Consider the following 21,425-nt stretch of genomic DNA (forward strand, 5'->3'; position numbering starts at 1 on the left):
CCCGGGGGCTGGCCGAAACCGTGGTCGTGTCCGTGTCTCACGTTGACCTTTCGGGCGGTCCTCGACATAAGGGCGGGCTTCAAAGGCGCCGCCTCGCAAGGGCGGCCCTTGTTGCTTTACCCACAAGTGCAGCGCCCGCTCCAAGGGCGCCGCCCCAGAGCGTCAGAATCCCGACCATGCAAGTCGTCGAAAAGTCCTCCGAAGGCCTCAGCCGCGTCATCGCGGTGACCATTCCCGTCGCCGAGCTGAACCAGAAGCTGGACGCCAAGCTGAAGGAAGTCGCGCCGCAGATGAAGCTGAAGGGCTTCCGTCCCGGCAAGGTGCCGATGTCGCACGTCAAGAAGACCTTCGGCCGCGACCTGATGGGCGAGATCGTCAATGACGCGCTGAACAGCTCGAGCCAGAAGGCCTTGGACGACGCCAAGGTGCGTCCGGCCGCGCCCGCCGAGATGAAGCTGACCTCGGACATGGACAAGGTCATCCTCGGCCAGGAAGACCTGGCCTATGAAATGGCGCTGGAAGTCATGCCCGACTTCAGCCCGACCGATATCAAGAAGCTGAAACTTGCCCGCCCGACCTATGAGGCGTCGGATGCCGATCTGGACGAGGCGTTGACCGAACTGGCCGGCCAGGCCAAGTCGTATGAAGACAAGAAGGGCAAGGCCGTGAAGGCCGCCGAGGGCGACGAGGTCACCATCGACTTCCTCGGCAAGCTGGACGGCGAACCCTTCGAGGGCGGCGCCGCCGAGGATGCGCAGCTGGTGATCGGCTCCAACCGCTTCATCCCCGGCTTCGAAGAGCAGCTGAAGGGCGCCAAGGTCGGCGACGAGACCGTCCTGAACGTGACCTTCCCCGAGAATTACCAGGCCGCTCATCTGGCCGGCAAGGCCGTGACGTTCGACGTCAAGGTCAAGGCCATCAAGGCCGAAGCTCCCGCGAAGATCGACGAGGACTTCGCCAAGCGCATCGGCATCGAGTCGCTGGACAAGCTCAAGGAGCTGCTGCGCGCCAATCTGAACCAGCAGTACACGGGGGCCGCCCGCTTCAAGCTGAAGCGCGCCCTGCTGGACGAACTGGACAAGGCCCACGACTTCCCCCTGCCGCCCAAGATGGTCGAGGCCGAGTTCGAGGGCATCTGGAAACAGGTCCAGGCGGACAAGGAAGCCGGCCGCCTGCCGGAAGAGGACGCCAAGAAGTCCGAGAAGAAGCTCAAGGACGAGTATCGCAAGATCGCCGAGCGCCGCGTGCGTCTGGGTCTGGTGCTGGCCGAGATCGGCCGCGCCAACAACGTCCAGATCACCGATCAGGAGCTCAACAACGCCATCATGGCTGAGGCCCGCAACTATCCGGGCCAGGAGCGGGAAGTGCTGGAATTCTATCGCCAGAACCCCAACGCCGCCGCCCAGATGCGCGCTCCGATCTATGAGGAGAAGGTCTGCGACCTGATCTTCGACTCCGCCAAGGTCACCGACACCCCGATCAGCAAGGAAGAGCTGCTCAAGGAAGACGACGACCTCTGATCATGCGATGGTTGTGCTTTCCAGCCGGGGGCACACGCCATGAGCTTCGCATCTTTCGCCACGGCCGTCCTGTTGGCCGTGACCGCACCTCAGGCCGTCCAGGATCCGACTTCGCCCCTTCCTGACGTGACGGTCTCCGGCGTTCGGGGCACGGAGACTGAGGCTCGCCTGTTCCTTGAGGAGATCTCGACCGAGCCGACGCACTCGCTGTCGTTGGCGAGGTGGACGACGCCGATCTGCCTGGCGACGGAGAATCTGCGCGAGGAGGCGGCTGCCGCCCTGACGGCCCGTATCGAGGCGCGCGCGCGCGCCGTTGGTGTCGTTGTCCGGCCACCGGGCTGTTCCCCGAACGTGACCATTCTGGCTACATCGGACGGGCGCGCCACGGCCACGGATCTGGTGGAGGCCTACCATGACCGTTTCATCGCCTCCCCCGGGCTGGCGCAGGGCGACGAGGGCGATCTGCGCCGGTTCGCGGAAGCCCAGGCTGCGGTTCGGTGGTGGACCATCTCCGCCCTGATGGATGATTTCAGCGGCAAGATCCTGATCCCCATGTGGGGCAGTCCCGCAACGGCTGTCTCTTCGCGCGGCGGCGGCTTTTTCGGCCAGGACCGGCGCGAGGGGATGGTGACGTCCCTGGTCATCCTCGACCTGTCCAGGATGAACGGCGTCACCGACGAGGCGCTCGGCGACTATCTGTCGATGGTGATCCTCGCGAATATCGAGCCGGAAACCCGGGCGGGCGGCTACCCGACGATCCTGAACCTGTGGGACAGCGGCGCGGTTTCCACGGGGCTGACCGAATGGGACATGGCCTATCTGACGGCCCTCTATGAGGCGGATGTGCGGATGGTGGGCGCGCCGCCGATCCGGTCGCTCTATCAGAGAACGGAGATGGCCCGGATCATGGCGCGGGAGCTGGCCGGAGACGATCCTGCGCCCTGACCTTGCGTCCCGCGGCTCGCGACGCGATATCAGCATGGAACGGATGCGACCGATCTGAGTCGCGCCGCCCCTGCTTCAGCGAGACCTCATGCGCGATCCCATCGACTACATCTCCAGCAACCTCGTCCCCATGGTGGTGGAGCAGTCCAGCCGGGGCGAGCGGGCCTTCGACATCTTCTCGCGGCTGCTGCGCGAGCGGATCATCTTCCTGACCGGGCCCTTCGAGGACGGCATGGCGTCGCTGATCTGCGCCCAGCTGCTGTTCCTCGAATCGGAGAACCCGAAGAAGGAAATCAGCATGTACATCAACAGCCCCGGCGGTCAGGTGACCTCGGCGCTCGCGATCTACGACACCATGCAATACATCCGCTCGCCGGTGTCGACGGTGTGCATGGGCATGGCCGCCTCGGCCGGCTCGCTGATCCTCGCCGCCGGCGCCGCCGGCCAGCGCGTGGCCCTGCCGAACGCGCGCATCATGGTGCATCAGCCCTCGGGCGGCTTCCGCGGCCAGGCCTCGGACGTGGAGCGCCACGCCGAGGACATCCGCTACACCAAGCGCCGCCTCAACGAGATCTACGTCCACCACACCGGCCGGACCTATGAGGAAGTCGAGAAGACCCTCGACCGCGACCACTTCATGAGCGCCGAGGAAGCCAAGGCCTGGGGTATCGTCGACCACGTCTACGACCGCCGCGAACAGGCCGAGGGCGACGGCGTCAAGACGGTCTGACGCGAGTCCTCCCCGCAATGACGATGAAAGGCGCGCCGGAGACGGCGCGCCTTTTTCTTTGTGCTATCAGGACGCCATGCAGACGCGAGACAACACCGGGACCGTCGAGATCGACGGCGACATCTATCACTGGGAGCTGCGCCGCCAGCCCCGTCCGCTGAGCGGCGGCAAATGGGAAGGCATCGCCGTGACCCTGCGGCTGGCAGACTTCAAGCGCGAGGCCATCGTGCAGTTCCCGCCGCCCCTGCGTCCCAACGGACGACCGGACACCGAAAAGCAGTTCGTCGACCCCGAGCACATCCGCAACGCGGTGACAGCGGTGATCGAGGCCGGCTGGAACCCCACCTCGCGTGGCAAGCCCATGGTCTTCGACGTGGACGGCGAAGGCCGCTGATCAGCCCTTGAACCGCCGGAACCCGGCCTCGTCGGCGATGGCCAGCATTTCCGTGTCGCCGGTGGTGTCGCCATAGGCGGCGGCGAGCGCCATCTCCTCGCCGAACGCCGCCCGCAGACGGCGCACCTTTTCCTCGCCGCGGCAGTTGGGACCGGCGAAGGCGCCCGTCACCCGGTCATCGCCGTCGAACACCAGCGGCGTGCCCAGCAGGGCCTCCGCGCCGAGCCGGCGCGCGAACGGCGCCACCGTCGTCTCGGGGCTGGCGGTGACGATCACCCGGTACGCGCCCCTCTGACCCCAGTCCTTCCAGCAGGCGAGGGCGTCGTAACGGATGAAGCCGGGCCAGACCTGACCGGCGAAGGCCTCGGCGTCGGCCTCCAGCTGCGCCCGCGGCGCGCCCTTCAGAAACTCCCGCACCGAAGCGGCCTTGAGCCGGCCGCGATCGCGATCGCCCACATAGGTGGCCAGGTCCGGCGCCATCCGCGCCAGCCCCCCGAACCAGCCGCCGGCCCCGGCCCGCCAGCGCAGGAAGGCGGTGAAACTGTCGCGAACCGTCAGTGTGCCGTCAAAATCGAAGGCGACGATGGCCTGATCCCTGCGGGGCGGCTGGTGAAACAGGGTCGGACTTCCCATGTCAGACATTCGCCGCGATCTCCTTCAACAGTGTAGCGTCCGCTTCGCGCTCCGGCCACGCTTGGTCGGGGTTGTGGCGGGCCCCGGTATGGGTGATTGTCAATTTTTGAAGACCTTTGCGCCCATTGTCAGGGAATCAACGCGAAGGGTGCGCGTTTCGTCTCATATCGGGGCGCACCGCGGGAGTGAGAAGGCTCGATGACCAAAGCTGCCGGCACAGACGCCAAAAGCACGCTCTACTGCTCGTTCTGCGGCAAGAGCCAGCATGAGGTGCGCAAGCTCATCGCCGGGCCGACCGTGTTCATCTGCGACGAGTGCGTCGAGCTGTGCATGGACATCATCCGCGAAGAGCACAAAATCTCGTTCTCCAAGGCCAAGGACGGCGTACCGTCGCCCAAGGAGATCCGTGAGGTCCTGGACGATTACGTCATCGGTCAGAGCCACGCCAAGAAGGTGCTCTCGGTCGCGGTGCACAACCACTACAAGCGGCTGAACCACGCGACGAAGAACAACGACGTCGAGCTGGCCAAGTCCAACATCATGCTGATCGGGCCGACCGGCTCGGGCAAGACGCTGCTGGCCCAGACGCTGGCGCGCATCATCGATGTGCCCTTCACCATGGCCGACGCCACGACCCTGACCGAAGCCGGTTATGTGGGCGAGGACGTCGAGAACATCATTCTGAAGCTGCTGCAGTCGTCCGACTACAACGTCGAGCGGGCCCAGCGCGGCATCGTCTACATCGACGAGATCGACAAGATTTCGCGCAAGTCGGACAACCCCTCGATCACCCGCGACGTCTCGGGCGAGGGCGTGCAGCAGGCCCTGCTGAAGATCATGGAAGGCACCGTCGCCTCCGTGCCCCCGCAGGGCGGCCGCAAGCATCCGCAGCAGGAGTTCCTGCAGGTCGACACCGCCAATATCCTGTTCATCGTCGGCGGCGCTTTCGCCGGCCTGGAAAAGGTCATCGCGGCGCGCGGCGACGGGGCCTCGATCGGCTTCGGCGCCAAGGTCAAGGAAATCGACGAACGCCGCACGGGCGACATCCTCAAGGGCGTCGAGCCGGACGATCTGATGCGTTTCGGCCTGATTCCCGAATTCATCGGCCGTCTGCCCGTTCTGGCGACGCTGGAGGATCTGGACGAACCGGCCCTGGTCACCATCCTGACCGAGCCCAAGAACGCCCTGGTCAAACAGTACAAGCGCCTGTTCGAGATGGAGAATGTCGACCTGACGTTCACCGACGACGCCCTGATCGCGGTGGCCAAGAAGGCTATCACCCGCAAGACCGGGGCTCGCGGCCTGCGCTCCATCCTGGAAGGCATCCTGCTGGAGACGATGTTCGAACTGCCCACCTTCGAGGGCGTCGAGGAAGTCGTCGTCAACGCCGAGGTCATCGAGGGCAAGGCCCAGCCTCTGCTGATCTACTCCGAGACCAAGTCCAAGAAGGCTGCGCCCGACAGCGCGGCCTGATCCCACGGATCATGAGACGGGAAGGGCGGGTCCGGCGACGGGCCCGCCCTTTTCCTTGGGCTCCGGACGCCGTCAGGCACACAGATGATGCGCGACGGCAACAGGCCGCCGGAGCGACAGGACGGCCGCTTCGGCGGGATTCCCGCAACATCCATGCGCCTTAGCCGGCTGGCGGCCGCTGATCATGCAGCCTTGCCGCCTGTGGACGGAAGGAGTCGTTCGGCGCCCGTTACGCTTGAACCGCGACGTTCGTAAACCACATACTCATCCGAAGGCCGCCGAATGGCGGGCCGAGTCGAAACGGCGGGGCACAGGCGCTCCGCACGCCGCCGCGGCGGGTCCGAGATCAACGAGGACCCTGTGAGAGTAGGCATCATGTCCGAGACCAAAACCCTGCCTGTCCTGCCGCTGAGAGACATCGTCGTCTTTCCGCACATGGTCGTCCCGCTGTTCGTGGGCCGCGAGAAGTCGGTCAAGGCGCTCGACGAGATCATGAAGGGCGAAAAGCAGATCCTGCTGGCCACCCAGAAGAACAGCGTCGACGACGACCCCTCCGCCGACGCCATCTATCCGATCGGCGTGCTGGCCACCGTGCTTCAGCTGCTCAAACTGCCCGACGGCACCGTCAAGGTCCTGGTCGAGGGCAAGAGCCGCGCGCGCCTGACCAAATTCACCGACCGCACCGAATATTTCGAGGCCGAAGCCGTCGAGATCGCCGACGATCCGGGCGAACCGGCCCAGTCGGAAGCCTTGCTGCGCGCCGTGATCGAGCAGTTCGAAAACTATGTGAAGCTGAACAAGAAGGTGCCGCCCGAGGCCCTCAGCTCCATTCCCCAGATCACCGACCCGTCCAAGCTGGCCGACAGCGTGGCGGCCCATCTGTCGGTCAAGATCGCCGACAAACAGGGTCTGCTGGAAACCATCGCCGTCCCGGCCCGTCTGGAGAAGGTCTACGGCCTGATGGAGGGCGAGATTTCCGTCCTGCAGGTCGAGAAGAAGATCCGCTCGCGCGTGAAGCGCCAGATGGAGAAGACCCAGCGCGAATATTATCTCAACGAGCAGATGAAGGCGATCCAGCGCGAGCTGGGCGAGACCGACGACAGCCGTGACGAGATCATGGAGCTGGAGAAGCGCATCCGTAAGACGCGCCTGTCCAAGGAAGCCCGGATCAAGGCCGAGGCCGAGGTCAAGAAGCTGCGCAACATGAGCCCGATGTCGGCGGAATCGACGGTGGTGCGCAACTACCTCGACTGGCTGCTGTCGATCCCGTGGGGCAAGGCCAAGACCAAGGCCATCGACCTCAACAAGGCCGAGGCCATCCTCGAGGAGGACCACTACGGCCTCGAGAAGGTCAAGGAACGGATCATCGAATACCTGGCCGTCCAGGCCCGCACCAACACGTTGAAGGGGCCGATCCTGTGCCTCGTCGGCCCTCCGGGCGTGGGCAAGACCTCGCTGGCCAAGTCGATCGCCAAGGCCACGGGCCGGGAATACATCCGCATGTCGCTGGGCGGCGTGCGCGACGAGGCCGAAATCCGCGGCCACCGCCGGACCTATATCGGCTCCATGCCGGGCAAGATCATCCAGTCGATGAAGAAGGTGAAGACCACCAACGCCTTCATCCTGCTGGACGAGATCGACAAACTGGGCGCCGACTGGCGCGGCGATCCGACCTCGGCCCTGCTGGAGGTGCTGGATCCGGCGCAGAACAATGCGTTCGGCGACCACTATCTGGAGGTCGACTACGACCTGTCGAACGTCATGTTCGTGACCACGGCCAATACGCTGAACATGCCCCAGCCCCTGCTGGACCGGATGGAGATCATCCGGGTCAGCGGCTACACCGAGGACGAGAAGGTCGAGATCGCCAAACGGCACGTCCTGCCCAAGGTGACCGAGGAGAACGGGCTCAAGCCGGCGGAATTCGTCGTGCCGGAAACCGCCATCCGCGACCTGATCCGCTACTACACCCGCGAGGCCGGCGTGCGCTCGCTGGAACGCGCCCTCGGCGGCCTGGCCCGCAAGTCGGTGCGCGAGATGGCGCGTGAAAAGACGCTGTCGATCACCATCGACGATGAGAAGCTGGCCAAATACGCAGGCGTCCGGAAATACCGCTATGGCGAGACCGACGAGGAGGATCAGGTCGGCATCGTCACCGGTCTGGCCTGGACCGAGTTCGGCGGCGAGATCCTGACCATCGAGGCGATCAAGATGCCGGGCCGCGGGCGCATGACCGTGACCGGCAATCTCAAGGAGGTGATGAAGGAGTCGATCTCCGCCGCCGCTTCCTACGTCCGGGCCCGCTCGCTCAGCATCGGCGTCAAGCCGCCGATGTTCGAGAAGACCGACATCCACGTCCACGTCCCGGACGGGGCCACGCCCAAGGACGGCCCCTCGGCCGGTGTGGCGATGACGGTCGCCATGGTCTCGGTCCTCACCGGGATTCCGATCCGCAAGGACATCGCCATGACCGGCGAGATTACCCTGCGCGGTCGGGTCACCGCCATCGGCGGCCTGAAGGAGAAGCTGCTGGCGGCCCTCCGCTCGGGCATCAAGACGGTGCTGATCCCGGAAGAGAACGAGAAGGACCTCGCCGACGTGCCCGACAATGTGAAGTCGGCGCTGGAGATCATCCCGATCAAGACCGCCGACGAGGCCCTGAAATGGGCCCTGACCGGCGAACTCACCCCGGTCGAATGGGACGAGGCCGCCGACCCCCTCCCGGCCGCCCCGCCGGTCCAGGACCCGGGCGCGGTCGTCGCGACGCACTGACGGTCTGATGCCGACAGAAAGAACCCCGCCCGGAGCGATCCGGGCGGGGTTTTCAATTTGGCGCCCTCTCCCAACGGGAGAAGGATCCGCTAGAGCGAATCCACCATCACCAGTTCGGCGTCGTCCTTCGCCGTGATCGTGATCTCGGCCTCGTCCTTGATCGCCGCGCCGTCGCGGGCGTTCAGGGCTGTTCCATTGACCTCGACGGCGCCGACCGCCGGCACCAGATAGGCGCGGCGGCCCTCGGCGAGGCTGTAGGTCAGGCTCTCGCCCGCCTTCAGCGTCGCCCCCAACACCTTCGCGTCGGCGTTGATGGTCAGGGCCTCGTCGGTCGGATCGCCCGAGGCCAGCACCGAGAATTGGCCGGTCCGGTCGCTCTTCGGAAATTCCTTCGCGCCCCAGCTGGGCGTGGCGCCGCGCGTGTCGGCCTCGATCCAGATCTGAAACAGGGTGGTCATCTCGTCCTCGAGATTGAACTCCGAGTGACGCACGCCCGTGCCCGCGCTCATCACCTGCACGTCGCCCGCGCCGGTGCGGCCGCGGTTGCCCATGGAATCCTCATGGGTGATGGCCCCGGTGCGGACATAGGTGATGATCTCCATGTCGGCGTGGGGGTGGGGCGGAAAACCTGACTGGGCGGCGATCTCGTCGTCATTCCAGACGCGCAGCCGGCCCCAGCTCATGCGGGCGGGGTCATAGTAGTTGGCGAAGGAGAAATGGTGTTTGGCGTTCAGCCAGCCGTGGTTGGCGCCGCCGAGGCTGGAGAAGGGTCTGACGTCGATCATGAGGGGTCTCCCTGATTGTGATCGCCGCTATATAGGCAACAGTTAGTGTTGCGAAAGTCCCGGAGCCCGCGCACGGGCGATCTGCACGATCGCCAGCATCACCAGCAGGGGCAGGGCCATCTCGCCGAGCTCCTCGACGGAGAGAAGCGACTGTATGACGGCCGACTCAAGATTGCGCCCGGATTCCCTCACCAGACGGGGCAGGGCATCCATCAGCTTGAGCATAGGCAGGATCGCGACGAGCGTCGCCAGACCCCAGAGCGCCGACGCCCGTTGGGCCGCGAGACGACGAAGGTCATGGCGACTGCGCACCAGCAGCAGAACCAGCAGCGTAACGAGCGTCACCGCCACCGCCCCGGCGATGAGCTTCTCGTCCAGGGGCACGGTGTCGCGGGCGTACAGCTTGGTGCTGAAGATGCTGTGAGTGGTGAAGGTCTTTTGCCAGTCGAGCTCACGTCCGCCCATCAGGAAGGCCGACATGGCGATCAGTCCCAGCAAGGCGGGCGCGCGGCGCCGCCACAGCAGGGCCAGCCCCATGGCGCCGAAGTGGAAGACGGCGCTCAAATTCTCGAACGCCCCGCCCTCGCGGAGCAACGGCCCGGCTGTCGCGGGTCTGGCGACGGCGGCGAACGTCAGGGCGAGGACCAACGCCAAGGCCGCGGCGGCGGCGACCAGCCACCGACGGTCGAGAAGAGAAAAGCGGTACATGAATCTTTCGTCTGTCGCCGATGATCCGGCGGCGGATCAATCGACCAGATCGGCGCCCGAGGGTCAATCGTCCGTGCCGCACCCCACCTGGCCCCGGTGCCTCAGCATCGCATCCGCCAGCACGCAGGCCGCCATGGCCTCGACCACCGGCACGCCGCGCAGGGCCACGCAGGGGTCGTGGCGGCCCTTGGTGCGGACCTCGGTCTCGGTCCCGTCGCGGGTGATGGTCTGGCCCGGCGTCAGGATGGAGGAGGTCGGCTTGAACGCCACGCGCGCTGTCAGTGGCTGACCCGTCGATATCCCGCCCAGCACCCCGCCCGCATGGTTGGACAGGAAGACCGGCCGCCCGTCCTCACCCAGTCGCATGGCGTCGGCGTTCTCTTCCCCCGTCAGTTCGGCCGAGCCGAAGCCCGCGCCGATCTCGACCCCCTTGACCGCATTGATCGACATCATCGCCGCCGCCAATTCGGCGTCCAGCTTGCCGTAAAGCGGCGCGCCCCAGCCGGCGGGGACGCCGGTGACTTCCAGCGCCACCACGGCGCCGATCGACGACCCGGCCTTGCGCACGCCGTCGAGGTAGTCTTCCCACGCCGGCACGACCTCGGCCGACGTGGCAAACAGGGCGTTGTCGTACACCGCGTCGAAATCCACCGCCTCCGGCGCGATCCGGTGCGGGCCCAGTTGAACCACGCCGGCCCGGATGCGAACCCCGTCGCCCAGAATCCGGCGCGCCACCGCGCCCGCCGCGACCCGCACGGCCGTCTCCCGCGCCGACGAGCGGCCGCCGCCGCGGTGGTCGCGGACGCCGTATTTGGCCTGGTAGGTGAAGTCGGCATGGCCGGGCCGGAAGGCGCGGGCGATCTCGCCATAGTCCTTCGAGCGGGCGTCCTCATTCTCGATCTGGATGGCGATCGGGGCGCCGGTGGTCACCGGACCGGCGCCGTCGTCGAACACGCCCGACAGGATACGGGCCGTGTCGCTCTCCTGCCGCTGGGTGACGAAGCGGCTGCCGCCCGGCTTGCGCCGGTCCAGCCAGGGCTGCAGGTCGACCTCGGTCAACGGGATCAGCGGCGGGCAGCCGTCGATGACGCAGCCGATCGCCGGCCCGTGGCTCTCGCCCCAGGTGGTCACGCGAAACAGATGGCCGAAGGTGTTGTGCGACATGGGACGACCTAAGCCGCCAGCCGGTCCGGCGTCCAGACGCGCGTGAAGCGCACCAGCAGGTCTTCCGCCGCCGAGGGCGCGTCCTCGGACGGCTCCAGCGTGACGAACAGATGGCCTTGCGGCCGCCCCCCGCGCGCGGGCAGGCCCAGCCCCTTGAGCCGCAGACGCAACGGCTGGTGGCCCGCGACCAGCCAGGCGGAGCGCGGCCCCGCATGGGTCTCGACCTCCAGCCGTCCGCCGTCCTCAAGCAGGCGAGGGGGCACGGGGCAGGTCATATAGAGGTCGTCGCCGACCGCGCTCAGCCCGTGGGCGCCGCGCACCAGCACCGGCAGATACAGGTCGCCGCCGTCCGCGCCTGCCGCCTTCAGCCGCAGATGTTCTCCGGTGCGCAGGCCCGCCGGAACCCGGACGCGCAGCCGTCGTGCGCCGATATGGACCTCGACCGCGCCGCCGTTCAGGGCGTCGAGCGGGCTGATCGCCAGCACCGGCGTGGCCGGCGGGGGCGCGGCGGGCGCCGCCAGTGCGAGGGGGGCGGTCTGCCCCTGGATCAACCGCCAGGCCGCGATGGTCTTGCGGAACCGGACGTCGCTGCCGCCCGCGGCCTCTGGTCGCGCCGCCTTGATGGCGATGCGGAACGCCGCGGTCAGCGCCGCCCCCTCCACCGGGCCGGTCAGGCCAAGCAGGGCGTAGGCCTCGCGGGTCGAGGCGACTTCGGGGTGCGATCGGGCGCGCATCCGCACACTAAGGCCCTGCACATGGTCAAGGCCCGGTTAACCGTGAAGCCTCTCCCCAGCCGCGCCGCGAGGGTCTATCTGCCGTTCATGACCGCACCTGTGATCCCCCCAAGCCCGACCCGCGAGGAATATGCGGCGGACTATGCCGCCGCCCTCGCCGCCAATGGCGATGAGACCATCTTCGATCGCATCGAGCCGTTCGCCCTGTTCGTTGACTGGCTGGGTGACGCCAAAGGGACCGAGCCGAACGACGCCAACGCCATGGCCTTGTCGACCGTGGACGCTTCGGGCGCGCCGGACAGCCGGATGGTGCTGCTCAAGGACGTCGATGCGGCGGGCTTCACCTTCTATTCCAACCGCGAGAGCGCCAAGGGACTGGATCTGGCCGCCCATCCCCGCGCGGCCTTGCTGTTCCATTGGAAGTCCCTGAGGCGTCAGGTCCGGGTGCGCGGCGCCATCGAACCCGTCAGCGCGGCCGAGGCCGACGCCTATTTCGCCAGCCGGGCGCGCGAGAGCCGGATCGGGGCCTGGGCCTCGGACCAGTCGCGACCGCTGGACAGCCGGGCGGCGCTGGAAGCCGCCGTGGCGCGTGAGACGGCCCGGTTCGAGGGCGGGGACGTGCCGCGGCCCGAGCGCTGGACCGGCTGGCGGGTGGTTCCCGACAGCGTCGAGTTCTGGCGGGACCGGCCGTTCCGACTGCACGACCGGCTGCGGTTCGACCGGGCCGGCGAGGGCTGGACCACAACCCGGCTGTGGCCCTGAGCCGTCAGACCCCGTAGCGGGCGAGGAAGGTCGCGACGGCGTCGTCGACGATTTCCCCGTTCGAGCGCCGGACCTTGATCTCGTCGCCGGTCACCAGGGGCACGAAGAACACCGGATGCTCCAGCATGCCCATCAGGTGCCCCGCGGCCCAGGACGGGCGGTCGATCGGTTTCAGCAGGCCTGCTTTCGACAGGTCGACCAGTATGGCGATCAGGGTGGCGCCGAAGGCCGCGCGACCTTGTTCGAAGAAGCGCCGGGCCACGGCCTGGAACCGCGGACGTTCGGCCATCACCAGGCGAAAGACCGAGCGGACAAAGGGGTCGCTCATGAAGTCGGTATAGGTGTGGGCGAAGCTGGTCAGCTGCTGCAGGGCATTGCCGTCGATGGTTCGCGCCAGGGCCATCTGGCGCGAGAAGTCTCCGGCCGCGTCCTCGATGACCGCCGAGAACAGCTCCGCCTTGCCGTCGAACAACGAATAGAGGGTCGCGGTCGAGACCCCGGCCTCGCGCGCGATCGGTTCGATCCGGGTCGCCGCATAGCCCTCGCCGACGAACGCCTTTCGGGCGTGCCGGATGATCGCCTGACGTTTGGGATCGATGGGAGGGGAAGAGCCGACGCCGGGGCCGTGCATGAATTCATCGCTCGCTGAACGCCGCAGGGTGGCGCTTGAGGCCCCGGGTGGTCAAGGGGTGGTCGAACGATGTTACTGGCTGGGCCGGACCAACGGCGCCAGCAGGGGGTGCGCCAGCACCGGCGCGGCCAGCCGGACCACGGCCTGGGGGTCTTCCAGCCGTACGGCGGCGGTGGCGTCGGCGACGATGAAGTCCGCGTTCAGGCGCGACGGTTCCGTCAGCCGTTCATGGCCCGGCCGAACGGTTGCCAGATACTGGGCGATCACCGACTCCGCCGTACGCGCCCGTTCGGTCTGATCGCGCAGCAGGCGCCGGATGAAGCGGATGTCGGCCGGGGTGTCGACGAAGACGCGGATGTCGAACAGGGCGACCAGCCCCGGGGTGCAGAGCACATGGGTGCCCTCGACGATGACGACGTCCGCCGCGGGCACCGGCTCGCCGCCCGGCTCGCGTCCATGGTGGATGAAGGAATAGAGGGGCGCGACGACATCCCGCCCGGCCTTCAGCTCGGCCAGGTCGCGGATCATCAGCTCGTGGTCGCGCGCCGCCACGTCGTCGAAGTCGAACGCAGCCGGATCGAAGTCGGGAAGGCTGGCCGCGTCGCGATAGTAGGAGTCCTCGCGCAGCAACACCGCGGCGCCCTCGGGCAGGGCCGAGACCAGGGCTTCGGCGAGCGTGCTCTTGCCTGAGCCGGAGCCGCCCGTGATGGCGATGAGGATGGGCATGGACCGCTTCTAGGACCGCGGGAGGCGTTTCGCCAAGCGGCCGCCCGGCCAGGGTGACCTGACGTCACGTTGCTTATCGCCGACCGCGCCGATAGCGTGACCCTCAAGCGCCCCGAAAAGCAGGCGCAGGCTTGAGGGAACGTGATGCTCGGATTGATGCAGGACTGGCCGCTGACGGTCGACAAGATCCTGGACCACTCAAAGAACTGGCATGGCCACCGCGAGGTCGTGACCCGGTCCGTCGAAGGGCCGATTGTCCGCACCACCTATGCCGAAATCCACGCCCGGGCCAAACGGGTGTCCAGCGTGCTGAAGGGCTGGGACGTCAAGGTCGGCGACCGGATCGCCACCCTGGCCTGGAATACCAGCCGCCACATGGAGGCCTGGTACGGCATCATGGGCATCGGCGCCGTGTGCCACACCCTGAACCCGCGGCTGTTCCCGGAGCAGCTGATCTACATCATCAACCACGCCGAGGATAAGGTCATCTTCGTCGACCTGACCTTCATCCCCCTGCTCGAGGCGATCCTGCCGCACTGCCCCTCGGTCCAGCGGGTGGTGGTGATGACCGACGAACTGACCATGCCGGCGACGAAACTGCCGGGCGCGGAATGCTATGAGGCCCTGCTGGGGTCGGCCTCGGAAGACGTGGCCTGGGGCGGGTTCGACGAACAGACCGCCTGCGGCCTCTGCTACACCTCGGGCACGACGGGGAACCCCAAGGGGGTGCTGTATTCGCACCGCTCCAACTTCATCCATACGCTGCTGGGCATGCAGTCCACCGTGCTGGGGCCCTCGCCGAAGGAGGTGATCCTGCCGGTGGTGCCGATGTTCCACGCCAACGCCTGGGGCATCGCCTTCGCCGGCCCGGCCTCGGGCGCCAAGCTGGTGATGCCGGGCGCCCGCATGGACGGCGCCGCCATCTATGAGCTGATCGAGAGCGAGGGCGTCACCTTCTCGGCCGCCGTGCCGACGGTGTGGCAGGGACTGCTGACCCATCTGCGTGAGAACAATCTCAAGATCCCCACGGTGAAGAAGGTCCTGATCGGCGGGTCGGCCGTGCCGGAAAGCCTGATCCGCGCCTTCCACGAGGAATTCGGCATCGAGGTGCTGCAGGGCTGGGGCATGACCGAGACCTCGCCCATCGGCACCCTGTCCAACCTGCCGCCGGAACTGCTGGCCCTGCCGTATGACGAGCAGATGAAGTGGCGGGTCAAACAGGGCACGCCGCCGCTGGGCGTCGAGCTCAAGCTCAAGAACTACGCCGGCCAGGAAATGCCCCACGACGGGCACACCTACGGCCGGCTGATGATCAAGGGCCCGACCATCTCGGGCGCCTATTTCAAGGGCGAGGGCGGCGACATCCTCGACCATGAGGGCTTCTTCGACACCGGCGACGTCTCGACCATCGACGAGCAGGGTTTCATGCAGATCACCGACCGCGCCAAGGACGTGATCAAGTCCGGCGGCGAATGGATCAGTTCGATCGAGATCGAGAATATCGCCGTCGGCCATCCCAAGGCCGAGCTGGCCGCCGTCATCGGCGCCGCCCATCCGAAATGGGACGAGCGTCCGGTCCTGATCGTCAAGCTGAAGCCCGGCGAGGCCCAGAACAAGGAGGAGCACCTCGACTTCCTGACCGGCAAGATCGCCAAATGGTGGATGCCCGACGATGTGGTCTTCGTCGACGACATCCCCCTGGGCGCCACCGGCAAGATCGACAAGAAGACCCTGCGCGAGCAGTTGAAGGACTATCGCCTGCCGACGGCGGGAGGCTGAGGCGATGCCGCGCCGTACACGTGGCGCCGGACGGGTGCAGGCGTTGGCGGCCCTGTCGGTCGCCGCGCCGGTGCTGGTGCTGGTCGCCGCGCTCGGGACGCGCGTGGGGGCCTGGCCGGTCGAGATCGGTTACGATCTGCTGACGATGCAGGCGGGCTGGTTCCTGGCCTTCGTCGGGGCGGCGGCCGCCCTGGGCGCGCTGGTTCTGTCGTTGGGCAATTTCCGCAAACTGGGAATGGTGGCCATCGTGGCCGCGCTGGCGGCCGGGGCGACCCTCGGCGGCTTCGTCTGGCAGAAGGCCCGGTTCGCCGCCGGTCCGGCCGAGAACATCAGCACCGATCTGGCCGAGGTTCCCGGCTTCGGCGACCTCGGGGATGTGCGGCGCGGGCAGGGGCCCGGCCCCGCCGTGGGCGTGGAGGCCTGTCCGGGCGTGCTGCCGGTGATGCGACAGGTCGCGCCGACGACGGCCATCTACGCCCTCGAACAGGCCGGCTTCACCCTGCGCGGCGCGGGCGTGGGGCGGGCCGACGGCAGCCGCGAGGGCTTCTGGTTCGGCGTCGACCACGACGCCGTCATCCGCATCCGGCCGGGCCGCACCGACATCCGCGTCGCCGCCCGCGACCACCGGCCCCATGGCGGAGAGGCCTGCCGCATGGCGACCGCCATCAGCGAGACCCTGCGCGCCGCCGGCTGAGCCTCAGGCCAGGGTCCAGTCGGCGTCGATGGCCGGGTCCGGCGTCGCACGCACCCGTCCGGCCCGCTCCAGCGCGATCAGATGAGCCCAGACCGACAGGCCGGCCGCCGGCCACAGCCGTGAATCCACGGCGGCGTAGAGCGCCGGCACCATGTCCGCGATCCGCCGGTCCCCCGCGACCAGCCGCCCCAGCACCTGGGCCTCGCGCGCCAGACGATGGTCCCTGTAGGCCGCCAGGAATGGTCCCGGCTCGAGGATCGGCGCGCCATGGGTCGGCCAGATCGTCGAGAAGCCGCGCGCGATCACCGCGTCGAGACTGGCCATATAGGCGGCCATGTCGCCGTCGGGCGGGGCCACGACGGTGGTTGACCAGCCCATGACGTGATCCCCGCTGAACAGGGCGTTCTCCTCGCACAGCACAAAGGCCATGTGGTTGGAGGCGTGGCCCGGCGTGGCGAGGGCTTCAATCGTCCAGCCGTCCCCGGCCAGCCGTTCGCCGCCGGTCAGGATCACGTCGGATGAAAATGTCTCGTCGTCATCATCGTCCGGAGCGGCCGAGGCGTGCGTCGGGCGCGCGGGGAGGCGGGCCGCGAGAACCGGCGCGCCGACGGCCTTGGCGAACGGGCGGGCGAGGGGGGCGTGGTCGCGGTGGGTGTGGGTCACCAGCACATGGCTGACCGTCTGGCCCGCGACCGCCGCCAGCAGGGCCGCCAGATGAGCCTCGTCCAGCGGGCCGGGGTCGATCACCGCCACCCCCGCCCCGGCCTCGCCGCGGCCGACGATGTAGGTCCCGGTCCCGGTGAAGGTGAAAGGTCCCGGGTTGTTCGCGATCACGCGCCGGATCAGGGGCGAGACCGAATCGGTCCGTCCGTATTCGAACGCCGGCGCGGGGAGAAAGGGGATCATCGGGCGCGGCTCGCCCCTTGCGTTAGGACTTCGTAAATCTTCTGCGGAGTGCCCGACGTGGCTGTTTCCATCGCCCTGGCTGTCTCAAATCGGCTCCAGCCCATAGCAGCGGCCTTCCTGTGTCTCATGGCGATGCAACTCGCCGTCGCGTCCTGTACGCCGGAGCCGGCACCCTATGCGACCCGGGTCGCCATCCTTCGCTGAGGCGTCAAAGCGGCAGCTGGCCCAGATCGTAGCCCGCGACCGCCGCCGCTGCGCGAAGTTCATCCGCTCTCGCCCCTCTGAGTCGATCCGCCATCGCCCAGGCGGCGGCCGATCGCAATCCGGAGCGGCAGAAGAACACGGCCTTGCCGTGGTCGCCCAGTGAGTCGAGCACCTGGCGGGTCGTCTCCACGGCTTCCGGCTGAGGCAGGCCCCGCACCGGCGCGTGCACCATGACCATCCCCGCCGCCTGCGCCGCTTCCGCCAGCGCGGCGGCGGCTGGCTGACCCGGCTCTTCATCGTCGGGCCGGTGATTCACCACATGGGAGAACCCCGCTGCGGCGAACGACCGCACGTCCTCAACATTGAGCTGGCCCGAAACGAACACCTGGGGCGTCAGCAGCGGCATTGCGACATATTCCTCAGAGAAAGAATTATATAAAACAGCCGGATAACCAATGTGTGGCCGGATTGCGACAGCGAAGGCGCGATCCGGTTACCGCGATGTAATATGGATAGACGTGCACGGGGCTTTGTCTATGTTCCAACCTATCTGCGCGCAGTGGGGGCGTAGATTGACCTTTGCGGCGACCGGCCAATGGCGGCCGTCGTTGCTCTCAGGAGGGATGAACCTTGAAGATCCAAACCATTCGTGAGCGCCTGTTGGCTTCGACGATGATCGGCGGCGTAATGCTGGCGGCCGTCGTGGCTGTCCCGGCGATCACCGTCATCGCTGCGCCGACGACCGCGTCCGCGCAGGATTTCTCGACCGGCTCGCTGACCGGCTCCGTCACGGACGCCAACGGCGCACCGATCTCGGGCGCTTCGGTCCAGGTCCGCTCGGACGAGCAGGGCTTCAGCCGTAACCTGACGACCGACGCCGGCGGCAACTTCCGCGCCGCCCTCGTGCCGATCGGCAACTACACCGTGACCATCACGGCGCCGGGCTACGACCCGATCTCGCAGACCGCTTCGGTCCGCCTGGGTGGATCGACGGCCTATGACTTCGCCATGAACGCCGGCACCGGCGCCTCGCTGGACGACGTCGTCATCACGGGCGCCCGTCGCGCGCTCGCCTTCAACGAAACCACCACCGGCCTGGTCGTCGACCTCGAAGAACTGGTCAAGACCGTGCCGATCGGCCGCGACATCACCTCGGTGACCCTGCTGGCCCCGTCGACCGTCCAGGGCGACAACGCCTTCGGCAACCTGCCCGCCGTCGGCGGCTCGTCGGTCGCTGAGAACGCGTTCTACGTGAACGGCCTGAACATCACGAACTTCGACAACTACATCGGCGGTTCGACCGTTCCGTTCGACTTCTACCGTTCGGTCGAGGTCAAGACGGGTGGTTATCCGGCCGAGTTCGGTCGCGCCACGGGCGGCATCATCAACGCCGTCACCAAGTCGGGTTCGAACGATTTCGAGTTCGCCATCCGCGGCAACTTCAGCCCCAACTCGCTGCGTGAACAGTCCCCGGACACCGTGTTCGCCCGCAACGAGCTGGACGAAGCCAGCGCCTCCAGCGTCACGCTGGAAGTCGGTGGTCCGATCATCCGCGATCGACTGTTCTTCTTCGCCCTGGCCCAGTTCCAGGACAACGAAGCCTACAACCCGGGCCTGACGGGCACGGCCACGCTTCAGACGGCGGACAGCCCCTTCTACGGCGTCAAGCTGGACGGTTACATCACGGACGATCACCGTCTCGAGCTCACCTACTTCGACACCACGCGCGAAACCGAGACCTTCACGGCCACGTTCGACGCGTTGACGGACGTGCGCGGCGCCTATCCGACCCTGCCGACTGTCGGTGAGGCCGGCGGCGAAAGCTATGTGGTCCGCTACACCGGTCAGTTCACCGACTGGCTGACCCTGTCGGCCGCCTACGGCGTGAACGAAGACCGCGCCAACAACCTCCCGGCACGTCTGGACATTCCGTTCGTCCAGGACGCTCGTGGTGCCGGTCGGGCCACCAACCCGCGCCCTGCCTTCCGCGCCAGCCCGAACCAGCCGACGGCGACGTTCACCACGGCTGAGACCACGCGGACCTTCTACCGCGCCGACGCCGACATCTTCTTCTCCATGCTGGGCGAGCACCACGTTCGCGCCGGCTACGAGCTGGAAGAAACCGAGCTGTTCAAGACGGCGGAGCGCACCGGCCCCTACGGCGCCAACCTGATCTATCGCCGTGCCACGCCGGGCACCGTGCAGACGTTTGGCCCCAGCAACCTGAACCCGGGCGAGGAATACGTCGAGTTCAACACCTTCCTCTCGGGCGGTAACTTCACCGGCGAGAACGAAGCGTTCTACATCCAGGACTCGTGGGATGTGAATGAGCAGCTGACGCTGAACCTCGGCGTCCGCCTCGACAAGTTCTCGCTGAACGACGGCGCTGGCCAGCAGTTCATCGCGTTCGACAACGAGGTCGGCCCGCGCCTGGGCTTCACCTTCGACCCGATGAACGACGGCCGCAGCCGCGTGTTCGGTTCGTACGGCCGCTACTATCTGCCGGTCGCGTCCAACACCGCCTACCGCGGTGCGGCGAACGAACTGTTCTTCAGCCAGTACTTCCTGCTGGGTGGCTACGCTCCGATCGCTCCGGGCGCCTTTGTCGGCAACACCGAACAGGTTGACGGCGCCGCCGTGGTGGCCCGCCTTCCGTACAACGGCGACGGCATCCCGCTGCTCCTCGGCGCCCAGATCCAGGGCTGGACGGGTCAGAACGTCTGCCCCGCCGGCAATGGCGCGCCGGCTCCCGCTGGCAGCCAGGGCTGCCGGGTCACGGGCGACGGCACGGTTAAGGACAGCTCGTCCTTCGCCGCCAAGAACCTGGAGTCGACGGCCGAGGACGAGTTCATCATCGGCTTCGAGCGTCGCTTCGGTGACCTGTGGAAGTTCACGGCCGCGGTCATGTACCGTGACCTGCTGCGGAACGCTGAAGACGTCGCCATCGACGCCGCTGTTCTGGCGCTCTGCGCCGACGAAGGCATCGTTGGTTGCGACTCGATCTACACCGGCTTCCACCAGTACGTCGTGCTGAACCCCGGTTCGACCTCGACCATCCTGCTGCTGGATCCGCTCCCGGGCGAAGTGGACCGTCGTACGGTCACCTTCTCCGCCGCCGACCTGAACTATCCGAAGGCGGAACGGACCTACACGGCTCTGGAAATGTCGTTCGAACGTGCGTTCGATGGCGTCTGGTCGCTGCAGGGCTCCTGGACCATCTCGGAAAGCACCGGCAACACCGAAGGTTACGTGAAATCCGACAACGGCCAGACCGATGCCGGCATCACGCAGGACTTCGACCAGCCGGGTCTGACCGATGGTTCCAACGGCCTGCTGCCGAACCACCGCGGTCACGTGTTCAAGCTGTTCGGTTCGTATCAGCTGACTGACGACCTGGTCGTCGGCACGAACATGAGCGTCAGCTCGCCCCGTCCGTACGGCTGCATCGGTCTGCACCCGACCGACGTGTTCGCCCAGGCCTATGGCGCGGCGTCGAACTACTGCGATGGCAAGCTCGTTCCGCGCGGCACCGCCGCTCAGAGCGACTGGATCAAGCAGATCGACATGTCGCTGCGCTACACCGTGCCGGAAAACTTCCTGCCCGGCGACCTGGTCCTGCGTGCCGATGTCTTCAACATCTTCAACTTCAGCGGAACGACCGACATCAACGAGTTCGGTGAAGATGGCGCCGGTACTCCCGATCCGGATTACCTCACGCCGCTGAGCTACCAGCAGCCCCGCTTCATTCGGCTGGGCTTCGACCTGACCTTCTAAGTCAGGTTTACTAACCGAGAATGGGGCGGCGGATCTTCGGATCCGCCGCCCTTTTTCGTTGCAAGGCCCGCGAGCTTGCGGGACCCGGCCC

At 67.1% G+C, this 21,425-nt stretch carries 19 protein-coding genes; 10 read left to right on the plus strand and 9 right to left on the minus strand.

Annotation, left to right across the window (positions count from 1 at the left end):
• Nucleotides 1–176 precede the first annotated feature (176 nt).
• The 4 genes from tig to B2742_RS13240 all read left to right on the plus strand — a co-directional run bounded on the left by tig (nt 177) and on the right by B2742_RS13240 (nt 3,589).
• Entirely contained in the window at nt 177–1,520 is a 1,344-nt protein-coding gene (tig, locus tag B2742_RS13225) for a trigger factor (RefSeq protein ID WP_292067116.1), read from the plus strand.
• A gap of 39 nt (nt 1,521–1,559) precedes the next feature.
• Nucleotides 1,560–2,465: a hypothetical protein gene (locus B2742_RS13230; RefSeq protein WP_292067120.1), complete on the plus strand. Its 906-nt coding sequence runs from the start codon at nt 1,560–1,562 to the stop codon at nt 2,463–2,465.
• An 88-nt stretch (nt 2,466–2,553) separates the two neighbouring features.
• Nucleotides 2,554–3,195 (plus strand): ATP-dependent Clp protease proteolytic subunit, encoded by a 642-nt coding sequence (locus tag B2742_RS13235; RefSeq protein WP_292067122.1) that lies wholly within the window; start codon nt 2,554–2,556, stop codon nt 3,193–3,195.
• Between the two features lie 76 nt (nt 3,196–3,271).
• Complete coding sequence (locus B2742_RS13240; RefSeq protein WP_292067124.1) at nt 3,272–3,589, plus strand: hypothetical protein; 318 nt, start codon at nt 3,272–3,274, stop codon at nt 3,587–3,589.
• On the opposite strand, the gene B2742_RS13245 is transcribed toward B2742_RS13240, so the two are convergent.
• Nucleotides 3,590–4,231, minus strand: coding sequence for an HAD-IB family hydrolase (locus tag B2742_RS13245; RefSeq protein ID WP_292067126.1), 642 nt, complete (start codon nt 4,229–4,231; stop codon nt 3,590–3,592).
• Between the two features lie 189 nt (nt 4,232–4,420).
• Here B2742_RS13245 and clpX point away from each other — a divergent pair, with 189 nt between their 5' ends.
• A complete protein-coding gene (clpX, locus tag B2742_RS13250) occupies nt 4,421–5,695 on the plus strand; it encodes an ATP-dependent Clp protease ATP-binding subunit ClpX (protein WP_292067128.1) in 1,275 nt (424 codons plus the stop codon).
• A 375-nt stretch (nt 5,696–6,070) separates the two neighbouring features.
• Complete coding sequence (gene lon, locus B2742_RS13255) at nt 6,071–8,467, plus strand: endopeptidase La (protein ID WP_292067130.1); 2,397 nt, start codon at nt 6,071–6,073, stop codon at nt 8,465–8,467.
• 89 nt (nt 8,468–8,556) lie between these two features.
• On the opposite strand, the gene B2742_RS13260 is transcribed toward lon, so the two are convergent.
• The 4 genes from B2742_RS13260 to B2742_RS13275 form a co-directional block, all read right to left on the minus strand.
• Nucleotides 8,557–9,252 carry a pirin family protein gene (locus tag B2742_RS13260; protein WP_292067132.1) on the minus strand — a complete coding sequence of 232 codons (696 nt, stop codon included), beginning with the start codon at nt 9,250–9,252 and terminating at the stop codon, nt 8,557–8,559.
• Nucleotides 9,253–9,294: 42 nt separating this feature from the next.
• Nucleotides 9,295–9,960 (minus strand): hypothetical protein, encoded by a 666-nt coding sequence (locus tag B2742_RS13265; RefSeq protein WP_292067134.1) that lies wholly within the window; start codon nt 9,958–9,960, stop codon nt 9,295–9,297.
• A gap of 63 nt (nt 9,961–10,023) precedes the next feature.
• Nucleotides 10,024–11,124, minus strand: a complete 1,101-nt coding sequence (gene aroC / locus B2742_RS13270) for a chorismate synthase (protein ID WP_292067137.1) — start codon at nt 11,122–11,124, stop codon at nt 10,024–10,026.
• Nucleotides 11,125–11,132: 8 nt separating this feature from the next.
• Nucleotides 11,133–11,858 (minus strand): DnaJ C-terminal domain-containing protein, encoded by a 726-nt coding sequence (locus tag B2742_RS13275; protein WP_292067139.1) that lies wholly within the window; start codon nt 11,856–11,858, stop codon nt 11,133–11,135.
• A gap of 87 nt (nt 11,859–11,945) precedes the next feature.
• On the opposite strand from B2742_RS13275, the gene pdxH reads away from it, so the two are divergent.
• Nucleotides 11,946–12,620, plus strand: a complete 675-nt coding sequence (gene pdxH / locus B2742_RS13280; RefSeq protein ID WP_292067212.1) for a pyridoxamine 5'-phosphate oxidase — start codon at nt 11,946–11,948, stop codon at nt 12,618–12,620.
• 4 nt (nt 12,621–12,624) lie between these two features.
• On the opposite strand, the gene B2742_RS13285 is transcribed toward pdxH, so the two are convergent.
• Nucleotides 12,625–13,251, minus strand: coding sequence for a TetR/AcrR family transcriptional regulator (locus B2742_RS13285; RefSeq protein ID WP_292067141.1), 627 nt, complete (start codon nt 13,249–13,251; stop codon nt 12,625–12,627).
• A gap of 72 nt (nt 13,252–13,323) precedes the next feature.
• Complete coding sequence (gene udk / locus B2742_RS13290; RefSeq protein WP_292067143.1) at nt 13,324–13,977, minus strand: uridine kinase; 654 nt, start codon at nt 13,975–13,977, stop codon at nt 13,324–13,326.
• 144 nt (nt 13,978–14,121) lie between these two features.
• Here udk and B2742_RS13295 point away from each other — a divergent pair, with 144 nt between their 5' ends.
• Both B2742_RS13295 and B2742_RS13300 read left to right on the plus strand, forming a co-directional pair.
• Nucleotides 14,122–15,756 (plus strand): long-chain-fatty-acid--CoA ligase, encoded by a 1,635-nt coding sequence (locus B2742_RS13295; protein WP_292067145.1) that lies wholly within the window; start codon nt 14,122–14,124, stop codon nt 15,754–15,756.
• 4 nt (nt 15,757–15,760) lie between these two features.
• Complete coding sequence (locus tag B2742_RS13300; RefSeq protein ID WP_292067147.1) at nt 15,761–16,450, plus strand: DUF1499 domain-containing protein; 690 nt, start codon at nt 15,761–15,763, stop codon at nt 16,448–16,450.
• Between the two features lie 3 nt (nt 16,451–16,453).
• On the opposite strand, the gene B2742_RS13305 is transcribed toward B2742_RS13300, so the two are convergent.
• Entirely contained in the window at nt 16,454–17,356 is a 903-nt protein-coding gene (locus B2742_RS13305) for an MBL fold metallo-hydrolase (RefSeq protein ID WP_292067148.1), read from the minus strand.
• 208 nt (nt 17,357–17,564) lie between these two features.
• Nucleotides 17,565–17,966 carry a TIGR01244 family sulfur transferase gene (locus B2742_RS13315; RefSeq protein ID WP_292067152.1) on the minus strand — a complete coding sequence of 134 codons (402 nt, stop codon included), beginning with the start codon at nt 17,964–17,966 and terminating at the stop codon, nt 17,565–17,567.
• A gap of 224 nt (nt 17,967–18,190) precedes the next feature.
• Between B2742_RS13315 and B2742_RS13320 the strand changes: the two genes are divergently transcribed.
• A complete protein-coding gene (locus tag B2742_RS13320) occupies nt 18,191–21,334 on the plus strand; it encodes a TonB-dependent receptor (RefSeq protein ID WP_292067154.1) in 3,144 nt (1,047 codons plus the stop codon).
• Nucleotides 21,335–21,425: the final 91 nt, after the last annotated feature.

Source organism: Brevundimonas sp. UBA7664, assembly GCF_002483305.1.
Classification (GTDB): domain Bacteria; phylum Pseudomonadota; class Alphaproteobacteria; order Caulobacterales; family Caulobacteraceae; genus Brevundimonas.

Excerpts from the sequence above, each read along its gene's own strand:
- tig (WP_292067116.1), top strand. The coding sequence starts at position 177 with ATGCAAGTCGTCGAAAAGTCCTCCGAAGGCCTCAGCCGCGTCATCGCG.
- B2742_RS13230 (WP_292067120.1), top strand. The coding sequence starts at position 1,560 with ATGAGCTTCGCATCTTTCGCCACGGCCGTCCTGTTGGCCGTGACCGCA.
- B2742_RS13235 (WP_292067122.1), top strand. The coding sequence starts at position 2,554 with ATGCGCGATCCCATCGACTACATCTCCAGCAACCTCGTCCCCATGGTG.
- B2742_RS13240 (WP_292067124.1), top strand. The coding sequence starts at position 3,272 with ATGCAGACGCGAGACAACACCGGGACCGTCGAGATCGACGGCGACATC.
- B2742_RS13245 (WP_292067126.1), bottom strand. The coding sequence starts at position 4,231 with ATGTCTGACATGGGAAGTCCGACCCTGTTTCACCAGCCGCCCCGCAGG.
- clpX (WP_292067128.1), top strand. The coding sequence starts at position 4,421 with ATGACCAAAGCTGCCGGCACAGACGCCAAAAGCACGCTCTACTGCTCG.
- lon (WP_292067130.1), top strand. The coding sequence starts at position 6,071 with ATGTCCGAGACCAAAACCCTGCCTGTCCTGCCGCTGAGAGACATCGTC.
- B2742_RS13260 (WP_292067132.1), bottom strand. The coding sequence starts at position 9,252 with ATGATCGACGTCAGACCCTTCTCCAGCCTCGGCGGCGCCAACCACGGC.
- B2742_RS13265 (WP_292067134.1), bottom strand. The coding sequence starts at position 9,960 with ATGTACCGCTTTTCTCTTCTCGACCGTCGGTGGCTGGTCGCCGCCGCC.
- aroC (WP_292067137.1), bottom strand. The coding sequence starts at position 11,124 with ATGTCGCACAACACCTTCGGCCATCTGTTTCGCGTGACCACCTGGGGC.
- B2742_RS13275 (WP_292067139.1), bottom strand. The coding sequence starts at position 11,858 with ATGCGCGCCCGATCGCACCCCGAAGTCGCCTCGACCCGCGAGGCCTAC.
- pdxH (WP_292067212.1), top strand. The coding sequence starts at position 11,946 with ATGACCGCACCTGTGATCCCCCCAAGCCCGACCCGCGAGGAATATGCG.
- B2742_RS13285 (WP_292067141.1), bottom strand. The coding sequence starts at position 13,251 with ATGCACGGCCCCGGCGTCGGCTCTTCCCCTCCCATCGATCCCAAACGT.
- udk (WP_292067143.1), bottom strand. The coding sequence starts at position 13,977 with ATGCCCATCCTCATCGCCATCACGGGCGGCTCCGGCTCAGGCAAGAGC.
- B2742_RS13295 (WP_292067145.1), top strand. The coding sequence starts at position 14,122 with ATGCTCGGATTGATGCAGGACTGGCCGCTGACGGTCGACAAGATCCTG.
- B2742_RS13300 (WP_292067147.1), top strand. The coding sequence starts at position 15,761 with ATGCCGCGCCGTACACGTGGCGCCGGACGGGTGCAGGCGTTGGCGGCC.
- B2742_RS13305 (WP_292067148.1), bottom strand. The coding sequence starts at position 17,356 with ATGATCCCCTTTCTCCCCGCGCCGGCGTTCGAATACGGACGGACCGAT.
- B2742_RS13315 (WP_292067152.1), bottom strand. The coding sequence starts at position 17,966 with ATGCCGCTGCTGACGCCCCAGGTGTTCGTTTCGGGCCAGCTCAATGTT.